Origin of the sequence: Salinisphaera sp. Q1T1-3 (genome assembly GCF_003602005.1) — a bacterium.
GTDB lineage: Bacteria > Pseudomonadota > Gammaproteobacteria > Nevskiales > Salinisphaeraceae > Salinisphaera.
The window spans coordinates 119,167-133,946 of sequence record NZ_QZWD01000011.1 but is presented as its reverse complement, the minus strand read 5'-3'; the positions used below and the strand labels follow the sequence as shown (position 1 = coordinate 133,946).

Below are 14,780 nucleotides of genomic sequence, written 5' to 3'. Positions count from 1 at the left end.
CCCCAGAGGCCGAACCAATCCAAGGCGAATCAAGCGGCGTACGAAAGACTATTTGTCGCGAAAAGGCGATGAACCGCTCAATCGAAGGCCGGATTATTCCGTGCGAATCGTAAAGTGAACGGCATTGGGGACAGACCACGTTAAGCATCTAAATACTGCCCAATAGCACTCGTTACGGCATCCGAGTACTTATAAATATCGCTAATCCTCTCTAGCTCAAACCGCTGCTCTTCATCCGGCGTAAACACCTCGATCGACTTTTTCCTTGCTCCGAAGTGCAGCCGGCAGATCGTTCGTCGGTTATTGTCGTCGAAAAGGATGGCGCAGTATCGCTTGGCGTCTCGCATATGGATACGCTCGGGGTCGGTGATGCGAGCGCCGATGGCTTGAACGATGCGGTACGCTCGCCATTCCTCCGGTGTTGTGACGATGCCGGGCTTGGCCGAGCCGGACGCGTCTGGTTCGGCGTTCGGATCTACGGGCTCGGAAGGATCAGGCGATGGAGTGCCCTCGCTCTCGAACGCGCTCTGGATACGGTCGTTCACGCGGTCCCGAATGAATTCGGCACAGGCGGCTTTCGTCAGAGCCGCGAACTCCGCCTTAACGCTGCTGGTCAACCGACCGCTATACACGCGACCTGAAATCATCTTGACGAATTCTTCGCTCGGGTCTTTGAACTCGGTGGCGATCTCGGCTTTCAGAGCCCGGCGATACTTGAGATTGCTGGCGGTGCTCAAGATGTTGTCGAGGTCAAACGTCGATTTGGTGAACTGCTTCAGTTCTTCGACCCGTGCCTCGTTGAAGTCGAGTAGGTTGAACTCGAAGAACGAGCGATCGTCCATGCGGTTGGCACGGTCGAGATCGCTATAGAAGAGATAACGAGCGCCGTCGGTAAGGATGGCGAAGCGGGCGTCCGTGACACCGAAATAGCGGAAGAGCTGGCCGGCATATTTGGCATCGAGCTGGGCGCCGAGCGGTTTGCATTCGATGAGCACCATGATCTGGCTATCGAGCTTGATCGCGTAGTCGACTTTCTCGCCCTTTTTCACGCCGTGGTCAGCGGTGAACTCAGGGATGATCTCGTTCGGATTGAATACGTCGTAGCCAAGCGCTTGAAGGAACGGCAGCACGAACGCTGTCTTAGTGGCTTCTTCGCTGGCGACATTATCTGATTGGCGCTCTACGCGGCTCGATAGATCGCGCAGTCGATCGGCTAGATCCATGGCATTTCCCCTCGTCCCTCTCAAAACCCTACAAGGGAATCCGATAAGACGGAATACCCGATTTGGGCATCGGGGGACAGTAGGCTTAACCCCACGCAGCTTTTCCTGACCCGCCTAGAATCCGCTTATGGCTCGCCTAACCCTCAGGGACAGACCACGATTAATCGTTGGCGGGATCATGCCGCATCGTGCCGATGCACTTCCTCGAGATCGTAATCGGCCTGCAAGCCCATCCAGAATTTCTCACTCGTACCGAAATACCTCGCCAGCCTAACAGCGGTATCCGCACTAACGGCCCGCTTACCCAGCACGATCTCGTTGATACGGCGGGGCGGCACGCCAACCGCATTGGCAAGCCGTGTCTGGCTTAGCTGCATCGGCTTAAGAAATTCTTCCAGCAAGACTTCGCCGGGGTGAATATTCGCTAATTCCGTCATGACAACACCTCAGTGCTAATCCACGATTTCCACGTCATCGATCTGCCCGTAATCCCAGATAAAGCAGAGCCGCCACTGCTGATTGATCCGGATACTGTGCTGGCCTGAGCGTTTGCCTTTGAGTGCTTCGAGCCGGTTCGCCGGCGGTATCCAGAGTCGCCGCGTTGCCCGCGTACGAGGTTCAGCCAGAGCACGCTCTGCATATCGGCCGGTAACTTCCTTGAAGCCTGCCCGCGCCAGATACGCTATGCCTCTCGATCTCGGAAACTTCGGATCATGGGTCAACACAACGTGCCGCGTTATCGTTTATTCGCCCGCAGCACGATAAGCCGGTAAAGAGCCGGCCTCTGGGCAATCGCGCTTAAATCGTGCGATGTGCGTGGACCGCTAACTCCGGCTAACCCAGTAGCCCGGGCGCCGATGCAAGTGCGCGATCGCTACGATGCTGATCGTGCCCTCGTTTATGCGATAGATCACACCGTAGGGAAAACCGTTGACGAGGCAGCGCCGGGTTCGTCGGCTGAGCAGTGGGTAGGCCTCAGGAAACTGGGCGATTCGTTGCAATACCGCCTGGATAGCGAGTCGGTAGCGTACGCCGAGACCGGGTAGCTGGTGTTCGTAGTATGCAATCGCATCGTCTAGCTCGGCTTCTGCGGCCTCGTAAAACTGAATATCCAACGCTAATCGTATTTAGCGAACACTTGCGACGCTGGAGTCGCCTTCATTTCGCCTCGATCTGCGGCGTCGATGCGTGCCTCGGCCTCGCTCGCCCATAGGGCGTCTACATCCGGGTCAGGTCGATCAAGACTGGCGATCAGCTCTTCCACCAACGCCGCGCGCTCATCAGCCGATAGGCTTAGCGCGTCCTCCAGTACCTTGTCGGTGTTCGTAGCCATGGCGTTCGATTAGCTCGATACGGTTCCAAAAAGCATAGAGCCATAAGTGAGGTGAGTAAATTCACGGCCCGGTTTGCGATCGTGTGCTGGGTACTCTCGCAATAAAAAGGCCGGCAAGAAGCCGGCCTTGAGTCTCACGCGAAAAAGCAGCGCCGCTACTTTTTCTTCTTCGGCATATACAGGTCCGTCAGTGTCCCAGCCTCGGCCTCGGCGGCCATGCCGACGGTTTCGGCCAGCGTGGGGTGGGGATGGATCGTGAGCCCGATGTCGTCGGCATCCGCGCCCATTTCGATGGCCAGGCAGGTTTCGGCGATCAGGTCGCCGGCACCGGTGCCGACCGCGCCCGCGCCGATGAGGCGGCCATCCGAGCCGAACAGGAGCTTGGTGTTGCCGTCGGTGGCGTCCAGGCCGATGGCTCGGCCATTGGCGGCCCAGGGGAAGGCGCCCTTGGTGTATTCGATGCCTTCGGCCTTGGCCTGGGTTTCGGTGACGCCGGTCCAGGCGACTTCCGGGTCGGTATAGACGACGGAGGGGATGACCTTGGCGTCGAAGGCGGCTTTTTCGCCGGCACAGCATTCGGCCGCGACCTTGCCCTGATGGGTGGCGCGGTGGGCCAGCTGGGGCTCGCCGGAGACGTCGCCGATGGCAAAGATGTGCTCGACGTTGGTCCGGCACTGTTTGTCGACCGGGATGAAGCCGCGCTCGTTGACTTCCACGCCGGCCTTGTCCGCGCCGATCTTGGCGCCGTTGGGCTTGCGGCCGACGGCAACCAGCACGCGGTCGTAGTCCTTGGACTCGGGCGCGTCCTTGCCCTCGAAGCGCGCTGTGAGCTTGTCCCCGGCTTCCAGCCCGGTGACCTTGGTGGACACCCAGATATTGCCGCAGCGGCTCTTCATGCGTTTGGTGAGCGGCTTGATAAGGTCCTTGTCGGCCCCCGGGATAAGGGCGTCGGTCATCTCGACGACGTCGACGTCGGTGCCGTGGGCAGCATAGACGTTGGCGATTTCGCAGCCGATGATGCCGCCGCCGACCACTAGCAGGGAGCCGGGCAGTTCATCCGGCGACAAGGCCTCTTCGGACGTCCAGATGCGCTCGTCTTCGGGCCAGCCGGGCAGCATGACCGGCTCGGAGCCGACGGCGATGATGGCCTTGTTGAAGGTGACCTGGCTGACCTCGTCGTTGCCTTCGATGGCCAGGGTGTGGTCGTCGGTGAAGGTGGCATGGCCGGTGACCACGTTGACCTGGCGCTTGGAGGCCATGGATTTCAGGCCGCCGGTGAGCTGGTCGATGACGGACTGCTTGTAATCCAGCAGCTTGGCCAGGTCGATCTCGGGCTTACCGAAGGTGACCCCGTGGTGGGCCATGTTGGCGGCGTCCTCGATGACCTTGGCCGAGTGGAGCAGGGCCTTGGAGGGGATGCAGCCGACGTTGAGACACACGCCGCCCAGCACGCTGTGGCGCTCGACCATGGTGACGTTCAGGCCCATGTCGGCCGCGCGGAAGGCCGCCGAGTAGCCGCCGGGGCCGGAGCCCAGCACGAGCACGTCACAGTCGTAGTTGTGGTCGTCGCTGGCCGGCGTGGTGGCCTTGGGCTCGACCTTGTCGCTGGCGTTGTTGGCGGCGGGGCGGTCGGCGCCGCCGGCGGTGTCGGATTGCTTGCTGGTCTTGTCCTCGGACTTGGCCGCGTCTTTCTGCTTGGCGGCTTCGTCGTCGGCCTTGGCGGCATCGTCGTTATCGGTCGGCTGATCATCGGCCGCGTCGCCGTCTTCAGCGGCCTCCAGCATGGCGATCACATCGCCTTCGGAGACCGAATCCCCCTCGGCGATCTTCAGCTCGGTGATCTTGCCGGCGGCCGGGGAGGGCACTTCCAACGTGGCCTTGTCGGACTCCAGCGTGATGAGCGGCTGCTCTTTTTCGACGGTGTCGCCCTCGGCGACCAGCACTTCGATGATCTCGACCGAATCGAAATCGCCGATGTCGGGAACTTTGATTTCCTGGGCCATGGTTACAGCACCTTTGACCGGCGCGCGGCCGGATTTTTCAATTCCGAAAAGAGGCCGATCGAAGCGACACCGCTCGGACCGGCCCGGCGCGCGTCATGCGGCGGCAAGACAGGGCGCGGTGATCGCTGTGTAGTCGCGCTACACGAGTGAGCCGCAACGCCGGATTGCCGCCGCATGGCCGCGGCCCCTAGAGAAGCAACGTACGCAGGTCCGAGAGTTTCTCGCTGATGAAGCCGGTAATCCGCGCCGCCTTGGCGCCGTCGATCACGCGGTGGTCGTAGGAGAACGACAACGGCAGGAGCAGCCGGGGCTCGAATTCGGTGCCGTTCCAGACCGGCTGCCAGCTATGCTTGGACACGCCCAGGATGCCGACTTCCGGCGAGTTGACGATCGGCGTGAACGCGGTGCCGCCAACGCCGCCCAGGCTGGAGATCGAGAAGCAGGCACCCTGCATGTCTGTGCCGCGGATTTGTCCGTCGCGGGCCCGGGTGGAGACATCGTCCAGGTCCCGGGCGATGTCGTAGATGCCTTTCTTGTCGACATCCTTGATCACCGGCATGAGCAGGCCGTTCGGCGTGTCCACGGCCACGGCGATGTTCACGTACTTCTTGTGCACGAGATGCGCGCCGTCTGCGGTGAGCGAGCTGTTCAGATCCGGGAACTGCTTCAGCGCGGCCGCCGCGGCCTTGAGCAGGAAGGCCAGGGGGGTCAGCTTGACGCCGTCCGCCTTGGCTTTTTCCTTGTTGGCCTGACGGAATTGCTCCATCTCGGTGATGTCGGCGTTGTCGAACTGGGTGACATGCGGGATGAGCAGCCAGTTCTTGTGCACGGCCTTGGCCGAGATCTTGCGGATGCGCTCCAGCTCGACTGTCTCGACCTCGCCGAACTGGCTGAAGTCGATATCCGGCTGGGTTGGCACGCCGCCACCCCCACCGGCGGGTGCCGCCGCGCCGCCCGCGCTCTGGCCGCTCTGGGCCTGTTCCAGGGCTTTCTTGACGTAGGACTGGACGTCGGACTCGGTGATCCGGCCCTTGCGCCCGCTGCCGTCGATACGGCCGAGATCCGCGCCGAGCTCGCGGGCGAACTTGCGCACGCTGGGCGAGGCATGGGCCTTGCCGAAGCGCTCTTCGTCCACGGACTTGAGCTTGGAGGCATCGCGCGACGCGTTGCCCGTGTTCGACGGCTGCGGGGCCGGCTTGTCGTCCTGGGACGCGGTCCCCGGGTCCGGCTTTTTGGCGCCGCCGTCATCAGGCGTGGCCTTGGCGTCGCTGGCCTGGGCCGTGCCGCCGTTCGAGGCCGGTTTGTTGTCGGATTTCGACGCCGCCTTGTTGCCGCCGCCGGCGGTCTGCACGGTGGCAATCACGTCGCCTTCGGAGACGGTGTCGCCTTCGGCGATCTTGAGCGAGGCGATCGTACCGGCGGCCGAGGAGGGCACTTCCAGGGTGGCCTTGTCCGATTCCAGCGTGATCAACGGCTGTTCGTTCTCGACCGTGTCGCCCTCGGCCACCAGCACTTCGATGACCTCGACCGAGTCGAAATCGCCGATATCAGGCACTTTGACCTCGACGGTCTCGCCACCGGCCTGATCGTCGCCGCCGTCATCGGCCGGGGCAGCCTGTTCGCCGGCGTCGGCGTTGTCGTCGGTCGTCTCGGACGAATCGCCGTCGCTGGCCGCAGCCGGGGCGTCGTCGGACGCGTCGTCCGAGCCGGCCTCGTCGTCGGCTTCGACCATGGCGATCACGTCGCCCTCGGAGACGGTGTCGCCCTCGCTGATCTTGAGCTCGGTGATCTTGCCGGCCACGGTCGACGGCACTTCCAGCGTCGCCTTGTCCGATTCCAGCGTGATCAACGGCTGTTCGTTCTCGACCGTATCGCCTTCGGCCACCAGCACTTCGATGACCTCGACCGAGTCGAAATCGCCGATATCCGGGACCTTGATTTCCTGCGCCGCCATAAAATGTTCCTTGGCTCGGGCCGCGACGGTTGTTCCATGCCCGTCGCGGTCTTGTCTCGGTTAAAGCGTACTCATGCCTTGCGTGCGATCAGGCGTAGAGCGGTTCCGGCTTGTCCGGGTCAATGCCGTACTTGTTGATCGCCTCGCCGACCACACGACGCTCGATCCTGCCTTCATCGGCCAGGGCCTTGAGCGCGCAGACGGTGATCCAGCGACGGTCCACCTCGAAGAATTCGCGCAGCGCCTCACGCGTGTCCGAACGGCCGAAGCCATCGGTACCCAGCGTGTGGTAGTTCACCGGCATGTACGGCCGGATCATCTCGGGCAGGGCGCGGACATAGTCGGTGGCAGCAATCGCCGGACCCTTGGCATCGGCGAACTTGTCGGCCACGAAGCTCACACGCTGCTCGGCTTCCGGATGGAGCATGTTCCAGCGCTCGGCGGTCAGGCCGTCGCGCTTGAGTTCGGTGAAGCTCGGCGCGGACCAGATGGTCGCGCCCACGCCGTACTCGTCCTCGAGCAGCTTCGCCGCCGCGATGACTTCGCGCAGGATGGTGCCCGAACCGATCAGGTTGACCTGGTTTTCCTTGTCCGTGCCGGACTCCGAGAACCGGTACATGCCGGCGACGATGTCGTCCTCCACGCCTTCCGGCATGGCCGGGTGGGCGTAGTTCTCGTTCATCATCGTGATGTAGTAGTAGACATCACGCTGCTCTTCGTACATCTCCACCAGGCCGCGATGGATGATGACGGCCATCTCGTAGGAGAAGGTCGGGTCGTAGGCCTTGGCGTTTGGCACGCAGTCGAACATCACGTGGCTGTGGCCGTCCTGGTGCTGAAGGCCCTCGCCGTTGATGGTGGTCCGCCCGGCGGTGCCGCCCAGCATGAAGCCACGCGCCCGCATGTCGCCCGCGGCCCAGCAGAAGTCGCCGACCCGCTGGAAGCCGAACATGCTGTAGAAGGCATAGAACGGGATCATGGTGGTCCCGTGGTTGGAATAGGCCGTGGCCGCTGCCATGAAGGAGCTGATGGCCCCGGCCTCGGTAATGCCTTCCTCGAGAATCTGGCCGTCGACCGCTTCCTTGTAGAAGGCGAGCTGGTCGGAGTCCTCGGGTACGAACAGCTGGCCGACCGGCGAGTAGATGCCAAGCGAGCGGAACATGCCTTCCATGCCGAAGGTGCGGGCCTCGTCCGGAATGATCGGGACGATGCGGTCCTTGATGTTCTTGTCGCGGGTCAGAATCTGCAGGATGCGCGTGAAAACCATGGTCGTGGCCATCTCGCGGTCGCCCGAGCCCTGCAACAGCTTGTCGAAGGCCGAGAGCTCGGGGATCCTGAGTGCATCGCCCTGGGTGCGCCGCTGGGGCAGATAACCGCCCAGTTCCTTGCGTCGGGCGTGGAGATACTGGATCTCCTCGGAGTCTTCTTCGGGCTTGTAGAAGGGCGCATCCGCGATCTTGTCGTCGGAAATCGGAATCTCGAACCGATCCCGGAATTCCTTGAGCGCGTCCTCGGCCATCTTCTTCTGCTGGTGGGTGATGTTCTGGCCTTCGCCAGCCTCACCCATGCCATAGCCCTTGACCGTCTTGGCCAGGATGACGGTCGGCTTGCCGTTGTCCTGGTTCACGGCCTGATGATAGGCCGCATAGATCTTGTGCGGGTCGTGCCCGCCGCGGTTGAGCCGGCTGATGTCCTCGTCGGACATCGAAGCCACCATGTTCTTGGTCTCTTCGTACTTGCCGAAGAACTGCTCGCGCGTGTACTTGCCGCCCCGGGCCTTGTAGGCCTGGTATTCACCGTCGACGGTCTCGTTCATCAGCTCGACGAGCTTGCCCTCGTGGTCCTGGGCCAGCAGGCCGTCCCAGAGCGAACCCCAGAGCACCTTGATGACGTTCCAGCCGGCACCACGGAAGAAGCCTTCCAGCTCGTCGACGATCTTGGCATCACCGCGCACCGGGCCGTCCAGGCGCTGCAGGTTGCAGTTGACCACGAAGATGAGGTTGTCGAGGTTCTCGCGGGCGGCCATGCCGATGGCGCCCTTGGACTCGGGCTCGTCCATTTCGCCGTCGCCGCAGTAACACCAGACATGGCGGCCTTCGGTGTTCTGGATGCCGCGGTTTTCCATGTAGCGCATGAAGCGCGCCTGGTAGATCGCGTTGATGGGACCGATGCCCATCGAAACCGTGGCGAACTGCCAGTAGTCCGGCATGAGCCAGGCGTGCGGATAGCTCGACAGGCCCTTGCCGGTGGACTCGGCGCGGAAGTTGAGGAGCTGGTCCTCGGTCAGGCGGCCTTCGAGATAGCTGCGGGCATACATGCCCGGCGCGGAATGGCCCTGGAAGAAGACCAGATCGCCGCCGTGCTCCTCGCTGGGCGCATGGAAGAAATGGTTGAAGCCGACTTCATAAAGCGTGGCCGCGGAGGCGAAGCTGGCGATGTGCCCGCCCACACCGGCGTGATGCCGGTTGGCCTGGACGACCATGGCCATGGCGTTCCAGCGGATGATCGAGCGGATCCGCCATTCGATCGCCGGGTCGCCGGGGCTCTTGGCCTCCATGTGCGGCGGGATCGTGTTCACATAGGCCGTATTCAGCGAATACGGGATCTGGGCGCCGGTCCGACGCGACCGGTCGATGAGCATCTCCAGCAAAAAGTGGGCGCGCTCCGGGCCCTCTCGCTCGATGACGGCATCGAGCGCGTCGCGCCATTCGGCGGATTCTTGGGCGTCGACGTCACTCACGTCGCCAACGTGCTCGGGATGGGCGCTCGCTTGAGCCATAGGATGCTCCTTCGACAAAGCATTTCGGGATCGTTGATCGCCGCCGATATTACGCTTCGCGACTGAAACGCGACAACTCGACCACTGGCCGAGTGACGCCGTCATGACGGGCGAGCGGGGCAGGCGACGATGCCATTTTCTGGTCGGACCCGGGCCACGGCGGCCAAGTACGACGGGCCTGACAGATTGCCATACTCGGCTCGAACATGCTGGCGCGCAATCTATCGGCACCCGATCGGGGCCGGCGACGCGCCCGCGTGGCGGGACGGCGGGCATAAAAAAGGCCGGCGGAGAATCCGCCGGCCCGATGTTTCATATGGCTCGAGCGCATCAGAGATGCTTCTGTTCGAACTCCTTGAGCCAGAGTTCCACGGTTTCCCGTGTCTCGCCGTACTTTTCCTGGATACGGCCGACCAGATTCTCGCGCTTGCCCTTGGCCTGTTCCAGATCGTCGTCGGTCAGCTTGCCGAAATGCTCACGCGCCTTGCCACGCAGGCGATCCCAGCGGCCTTCCCATTTGTCATCCGTTCCTTCGACCATTTGAATACTCCGGCGATAAATCGTCTTGCGAGCATATAACAAAACCGCACGCTGCGCGGTCAGCCTTGATTCAGCTTTCCGAGGCCGTATCGCTATAGGCGACCTGGGCATAATTGATGACGGCGACCATGAGCACACCGCCGATGATGTTGCCGATGAGCGTGGGTACGAAGAACTGACCGATATACGCCCAGAGGGTGTAGCTGCCTTCGAACACGCCATAGAGTGCAGCCACCGAGCCGGCGATGATGTGCGGAAAATGCGCCAGGCCGATGAGGAAAGTGACCAGGATGATCACCCCGACGCGGGCCGTTTCGGCAAACGGCAGCAGCCAGAGCATCAGAGCCACGAGCCAGCCGGCGAAGACGGCACGGATCAGTGTTTCCCCGAACGAGGCAGCATATTCCGAGTCGGCGATATGCCAGAGCGCCGGTGTGATGGTCTCCTCCAGTACATGGCCATAGGCCAGGGCGGCGGCGAAGATCGCCGTGCCGAGGATATTGGCTGCCAGCACCACGCCCCACAGATTGAGCGTGCGGATCAGCGTTTCACGCTTTTTCGAACGCAGCACTTCGAGCACCGGCGTCAGGGTGTTTTCGGTGAACAGCTGCTGTCGCCCGAGGATCACGAACAGAAATCCCATGGCATAACCGAGGCTCGAAATGATGCGTTCCCAGCTCATTTCGGGCGAATAGGTCTGCAAGAGCGCCTGGGCCACGAAGGAAAAGCCCATCGCCAGCCCGGCCGCGAGCCCGGACCAGGCCAATCCGGGCAGGGGCCGGGTCAGTTCGGATTCGGCCTCGGCCCGGATGGCCTCGTAGACCACGGCCGCACTGGGCGCCTCGCGGCGTCGCGCATCGCGCCGCTGGTGGTGGTCGAGATCGTTGTCATCGGTGTTCTGTCCGGTCGCGCGGTTGTTCTGCGATGATTCGGCCATCGATGTCCTATCGGATGGGATCGTGAATTCCCAGTGTAATCCGAAACGCGCGCTTTTTACCGGCGTTCGCACGCCGTTCGTCGGCTTGTTATTTCTGTTGCTGTCACTGGGCGCGAACGCGGCCCTGGCGGCGCCCACGGCTGACGTGGTGGCGCGCTATCCGCATGATCCCGATGCCTTCACGCAGGGGCTTTTGATCTGGCACGGCGCCCTGTACGAGAGTACCGGCCAATACGGGGTGTCCACGCTGCGACGGGTCGATCTGCACAGTGGCCGGGTTCGGGCACAGCACGTGCTGTCCGGGCTCTATTTCGGCGAGGGGCTGGCTCGATACGACCAACGCCTGTATCAACTCACCTGGAAGGCCGGCATGGTGTTCCTCTACGATGCGCGGACGCTGGCGCCGGCCGGTCATCTGTCGTATCAGGGCGAGGGCTGGGGCCTGGCCCGATGCGGCGATACGCTGGCGATGAGCAACGGCAGCGCGACGCTGCGTTTTCGCGATCCGGAAACTTTCAAGGTCCGGCGTCAGATCACGGTCACCGACGACGACCGCCCGCTGGCCCGGCTCAATGAACTGGAAGTCATTCACGGCCTGATCTGGGCCAATGTCTGGCAGACCGATCGCATCGTCGTGATCGATCCGAGCACGGGCCGCGTCGTCGGCGGCTTGGATGCCGGCGCACTGAGCGCCGAACAACCGGCAGGCGCCGACGTGCTCAACGGCATCGCCTACGACACGGCGGGCCACCGAATCTATCTGACCGGCAAGTACTGGTCGACGCTCTATGCGCTCGGCAACGATCCCGACCCGGCGCAGTCGGTACCGGCGAGCCATCGCTGCCCGGCACGCTGAGCGCGATCTATTTGCCGATACAGAAGCTCGAGAAGATCTCGCCGAGCAGGTCGTCGCTCGATACGCGGCCGGTGATTTCGCCGAGCGCGTTCTGAGCCTGTCGCAGTTCCTCGGCCACCAGGTCGCCGGCTGCCTCGACGACCAGCCGCTCGCGAGCGGCTTCCAGTGCCGTGGCCGCGGCATCCAGCGCCACCAGATGGCGACGCCGGGCCACGAAGGCGGGCTCGCCGCTCGCATCGACCCCGGCGAGCCGTTTGAGATGGGTGGCCAGCTCGTCGAAACCGCGACCGTCGATCGCGGCCACGCGCAGTGCCTCGCGACCGGCGAGTTGACACGGCCCGGCGGAGGCACCGGATAGATCGATCTTGTTGGCGATGAGCGTGACGCCGACGCTTGTTTCCAGCTCGGCCAGCAGCGCGGCGTCTTCGGACGTGAGACCGGCGGCGTCGTCTAGAACGAGCAGGGCCCGATCGGCGCCGGCGATTTCGGCCCGGGCCCGGCGCACGCCTTCGGCTTCGACCGGGTCGTCGGTCTCGCGCAGTCCGGCCGTATCCACGAGCGTGAGGGGCAGGCCATCGATCGACAGCCGCTCGGAGAGGACGTCACGCGTGGTGCCGGCAATGGCGGTGACGATCGCGGTGTCGCGGCGCGCGAGCCGGTTCAGCAGGCTCGATTTGCCGACATTGGGCCGGCCGAGAATGACCAGACGCAGACCGTCGCGAAAACCGGCGCCCTGACCGGCCTGGTCGCGTAGCGCGGCCAGATGGTCCCGCAATGCATCGAGCCGTCCGAGAATCTGGCCATCGGCAAGAAAATCGACGTCTTCCTCGTCCGGAAAATCGATGGCGGCTTCGGTATAGACACGCAGGGCCGTGAGCGCGCCGACCAGCGCATCGACCTCGCGGGCGAAGACACCTTCCAGCGACCGCATGGCCGCTCGTGCCGCCACGGTACTGCCGGCGGCAATCGCATCGGCGATCGCCTCGGCCTGATCCAGACTGAGCTTGTCGTTGAGAAAAGCCCGCTGCGAAAATTCACCGGGCCCGGCGAGCCGGGCACCGAGCTCAACCAGCCGGGCCAGCAACAGATCGACCAACACCGGCGAGCCATGGCCATGCAACTCGAGCACATCTTCGCCGGTGAACGAGGCCGGGCCGGCGAAATACAACGCCAGCCCCTGGTCGATGGTCTGGCCTGCGGCGTCGCGGAAATACGCCAGCTCGGCCCGCCGCGGCGGCGGGCAGCGGCCAAGCAGGGCACCGGCGATCGCCCTGACTGCCGGCCCCGAAACCCGCACCACCGCCACCCCGGCCTGGCCGGGGGCACTGGCCAGTGCGGCAATGGTCTGTCGATCGGCCCCCGGGCTGTGCATCAGCAGCGCTGCGCGCGACCGCCGGTCAGCTGGCGGTCTTGCCGTGGCTCAGCCCTTCGTTGTCCAGCTTGCGGTAGATGTACCACTGCTGGGCGATGGTCAACAGGTTGTTGGTGCACCAGTACAACACCAGACCGGCCGGGAAGAAGGCGAAGAAGACCGCCATGCCGATCGGCATGATCTGCATGATGCGCTGCTGCATCGGGTCCATCGCCGCGCTGACGTTGAGCCGCTGCTGCAGGAACATCGTCAGGCCGAAGACGACCGGCAGGATGTAGTACGGATCCGGCGCCGACAGGTCCTGAATCCACAGCACGAACGGCGCGTGACGCAGTTCGACCGATTCACGCAGCACCCAGTATAGCGAGATGAACACCGGCATCTGCACCAGCAGCGGCCAGCAGCCGGCCATCGGGTTGAAGCCCTCCTCGCGGTAGAGCTCCATCATCTTCTTCTGGAGTTCGGCCTTGTCGTCGCCGTACTGCTCCTTGAGCTTGGCCATGCGCGGCTGGAACTTGCGCATGCGGGCCATCCCGCGGAACTGGATCTCGGACAGCTTGTAGAAGAGCGCCTTGATCACACAGGTCAGCAGAATGATTGCCAGGCCCCAGTTGCCGACCCAGGAATGCAGGAATTCCAGCACCTTGAAGATCGGGCGCGCGAGCACCGAGAACCAGCCGTAGTCCACCGTCAGACCGAGCCCGGGGGCAACCGCGGCCAGCTGATCCTGATACTTGGGCCCAATGAACAGGGTGGCGTTGAAATTGGCGCTGTTGCCGGGGGCCACGCTCTGTTGCGGGCCGACGAAGCCAGTGGCGTAACCGCCGGAAACCCCCTGGATCGCCTTCGGCCGCGCGAAATAACGCACTTCGGCGTTTTCCGGCGGAATCACGGCGCCGATGAAATAATGCTGGATCATGGCGATCCAGCCGCCTTTCTGGTTCAGACTCAGCGGATCGCTCAGGATATCGTCGCGGCTGCGCGTGTTGTAGGCGTATTCATCGCCGCTCTTGGCCGCATACCAGCCGGCGCCAAAGAACGCGTGCGAGAAGGGCACATCGCCGGTGTTGTCGTGCGGTGCGCGCCAGTAGCGCACGTACTGTGAGAGATTCCAGGGCGCGCCCGCCTCGTTTTGGGCCTGCTGATCAAGCCCGATCTTGTAGCTGCCGCGATGGAAGGTATAGACCTTGGTGACCTTGTGACCTGCGTTGTCGGTCCAGGTCAGCGGTACCGACAGCGTATCCTGACCGTCGGCCATCTTGTAGCTGTCCTGGGCGCTGTCGAACCGGGTGGTGTGGTTGGGCGCATCGCCGTCCTTGGCGATCAGTCCGCTCTGCTCGACAAAGAAATCGGGCAGACCGTTATTGATCAGGCGCAGATTGGTGTCCGGCTGCGCCGAAGACAGCGGCACACCGCGCAGGGCGACCTGGGACAGGCCGCCGCCGAGTGTGTCGATCCGCACATCGAGCTTGTCGGTGACGACATGGATCGTCTTGCCGCTGTTCGTCGGCCCGCCGTCCTGATCACCGGATTGGCGATTGCCAGCGATGGTCGCACTGCCACCGCTGCCGCTGCTCGCCGTGCTCGAGCCCTGGCTCGACGGTGTGGCACCGATATCCGGCACGTCGGACGACTGTCCGTCGTTGCTGGCCGGCGCCGAGTCGGCCTGCTGGCTGACCTGAGGCGATGAGGGGGCGTAATCCGTCTGCCAGGCCTGATAAAGGAAGAAGCAGACTGCCGCAGCGGCGCAGAGCAGAGCAAAGCGAATGTTATCCATCGTTCC

At 63.3% G+C, this 14,780-nt stretch carries 13 protein-coding genes; 1 reads left to right on the top strand and 12 read right to left on the bottom strand.

The genetic code is table 11. The annotated features are described in order from the left end of the window. Positions 1 to 140: 140 nt before the first annotated feature. From D3260_RS11725 to D3260_RS11675, 10 genes are all read right to left on the bottom strand, one after another. Positions 141 to 1,223 carry a type I restriction enzyme HsdR N-terminal domain-containing protein gene (locus D3260_RS11725; RefSeq protein ID WP_120098784.1) on the bottom strand — a complete coding sequence of 361 codons (1,083 nt, stop codon included), beginning with the start codon at positions 1,221 to 1,223 and terminating at the stop codon, positions 141 to 143. Between the two features lie 176 nt (positions 1,224 to 1,399). Continuing rightward, positions 1,400 to 1,660 (bottom strand): HigA family addiction module antitoxin, encoded by a 261-nt coding sequence (locus D3260_RS11720; protein ID WP_120098783.1) that lies wholly within the window; start codon positions 1,658 to 1,660, stop codon positions 1,400 to 1,402. A 15-nt stretch (positions 1,661 to 1,675) separates the two neighbouring features. Further along, the gene (locus D3260_RS18130) at positions 1,676 to 1,948 is read right to left on the bottom strand and encodes a type II toxin-antitoxin system RelE/ParE family toxin (RefSeq protein ID WP_120098782.1); all 273 of its coding nucleotides are present in this window, start codon (positions 1,946 to 1,948) and stop codon (positions 1,676 to 1,678) included. Positions 1,949 to 2,047: 99 nt separating this feature from the next. After that, positions 2,048 to 2,338, bottom strand: coding sequence for a type II toxin-antitoxin system RelE/ParE family toxin (locus D3260_RS11710; protein ID WP_120098781.1), 291 nt, complete (start codon positions 2,336 to 2,338; stop codon positions 2,048 to 2,050). 2 nt (positions 2,339 to 2,340) lie between these two features. Further along, positions 2,341 to 2,556, bottom strand: a complete 216-nt coding sequence (locus tag D3260_RS11705) for an addiction module protein (RefSeq protein ID WP_120098780.1) — start codon at positions 2,554 to 2,556, stop codon at positions 2,341 to 2,343. 155 nt (positions 2,557 to 2,711) lie between these two features. Next, on the bottom strand, positions 2,712 to 4,559 hold the full coding sequence (gene lpdA / locus D3260_RS11700; RefSeq protein WP_120098779.1) for a dihydrolipoyl dehydrogenase: 1,848 nt from the start codon (positions 4,557 to 4,559) through the stop codon (positions 2,712 to 2,714). Between the two features lie 187 nt (positions 4,560 to 4,746). Further along, positions 4,747 to 6,513 (bottom strand): dihydrolipoyllysine-residue acetyltransferase, encoded by a 1,767-nt coding sequence (gene aceF / locus D3260_RS11695; RefSeq protein WP_120098778.1) that lies wholly within the window; start codon positions 6,511 to 6,513, stop codon positions 4,747 to 4,749. Between the two features lie 88 nt (positions 6,514 to 6,601). Next, positions 6,602 to 9,292, bottom strand: a complete 2,691-nt coding sequence (gene aceE / locus D3260_RS11690) for a pyruvate dehydrogenase (acetyl-transferring), homodimeric type (RefSeq protein WP_120098777.1) — start codon at positions 9,290 to 9,292, stop codon at positions 6,602 to 6,604. Positions 9,293 to 9,622: 330 nt separating this feature from the next. Further along, the gene (locus D3260_RS11680) at positions 9,623 to 9,832 is read right to left on the bottom strand and encodes a CsbD family protein (RefSeq protein ID WP_120098775.1); all 210 of its coding nucleotides are present in this window, start codon (positions 9,830 to 9,832) and stop codon (positions 9,623 to 9,625) included. A gap of 70 nt (positions 9,833 to 9,902) precedes the next feature. Next, the gene (locus D3260_RS11675) at positions 9,903 to 10,769 is read right to left on the bottom strand and encodes a formate/nitrite transporter family protein (RefSeq protein WP_120098774.1); all 867 of its coding nucleotides are present in this window, start codon (positions 10,767 to 10,769) and stop codon (positions 9,903 to 9,905) included. A 22-nt stretch (positions 10,770 to 10,791) separates the two neighbouring features. On the opposite strand from D3260_RS11675, the gene D3260_RS11670 reads away from it, so the two are divergent. Further along, the gene (locus D3260_RS11670) at positions 10,792 to 11,625 is read left to right on the top strand and encodes a glutaminyl-peptide cyclotransferase (RefSeq protein WP_199671482.1); all 834 of its coding nucleotides are present in this window, start codon (positions 10,792 to 10,794) and stop codon (positions 11,623 to 11,625) included. A 7-nt stretch (positions 11,626 to 11,632) separates the two neighbouring features. Here D3260_RS11670 and mnmE read toward each other — a convergent pair whose 3' ends face one another. Continuing rightward, complete coding sequence (gene mnmE / locus D3260_RS11665) at positions 11,633 to 12,997, bottom strand: tRNA uridine-5-carboxymethylaminomethyl(34) synthesis GTPase MnmE (RefSeq protein WP_120098773.1); 1,365 nt, start codon at positions 12,995 to 12,997, stop codon at positions 11,633 to 11,635. 25 nt (positions 12,998 to 13,022) lie between these two features. Next, positions 13,023 to 14,774, bottom strand: coding sequence for a membrane protein insertase YidC (yidC, locus tag D3260_RS11660; protein ID WP_120098772.1), 1,752 nt, complete (start codon positions 14,772 to 14,774; stop codon positions 13,023 to 13,025). Between the last annotated feature and the right edge of the window lie 6 nt (positions 14,775 to 14,780).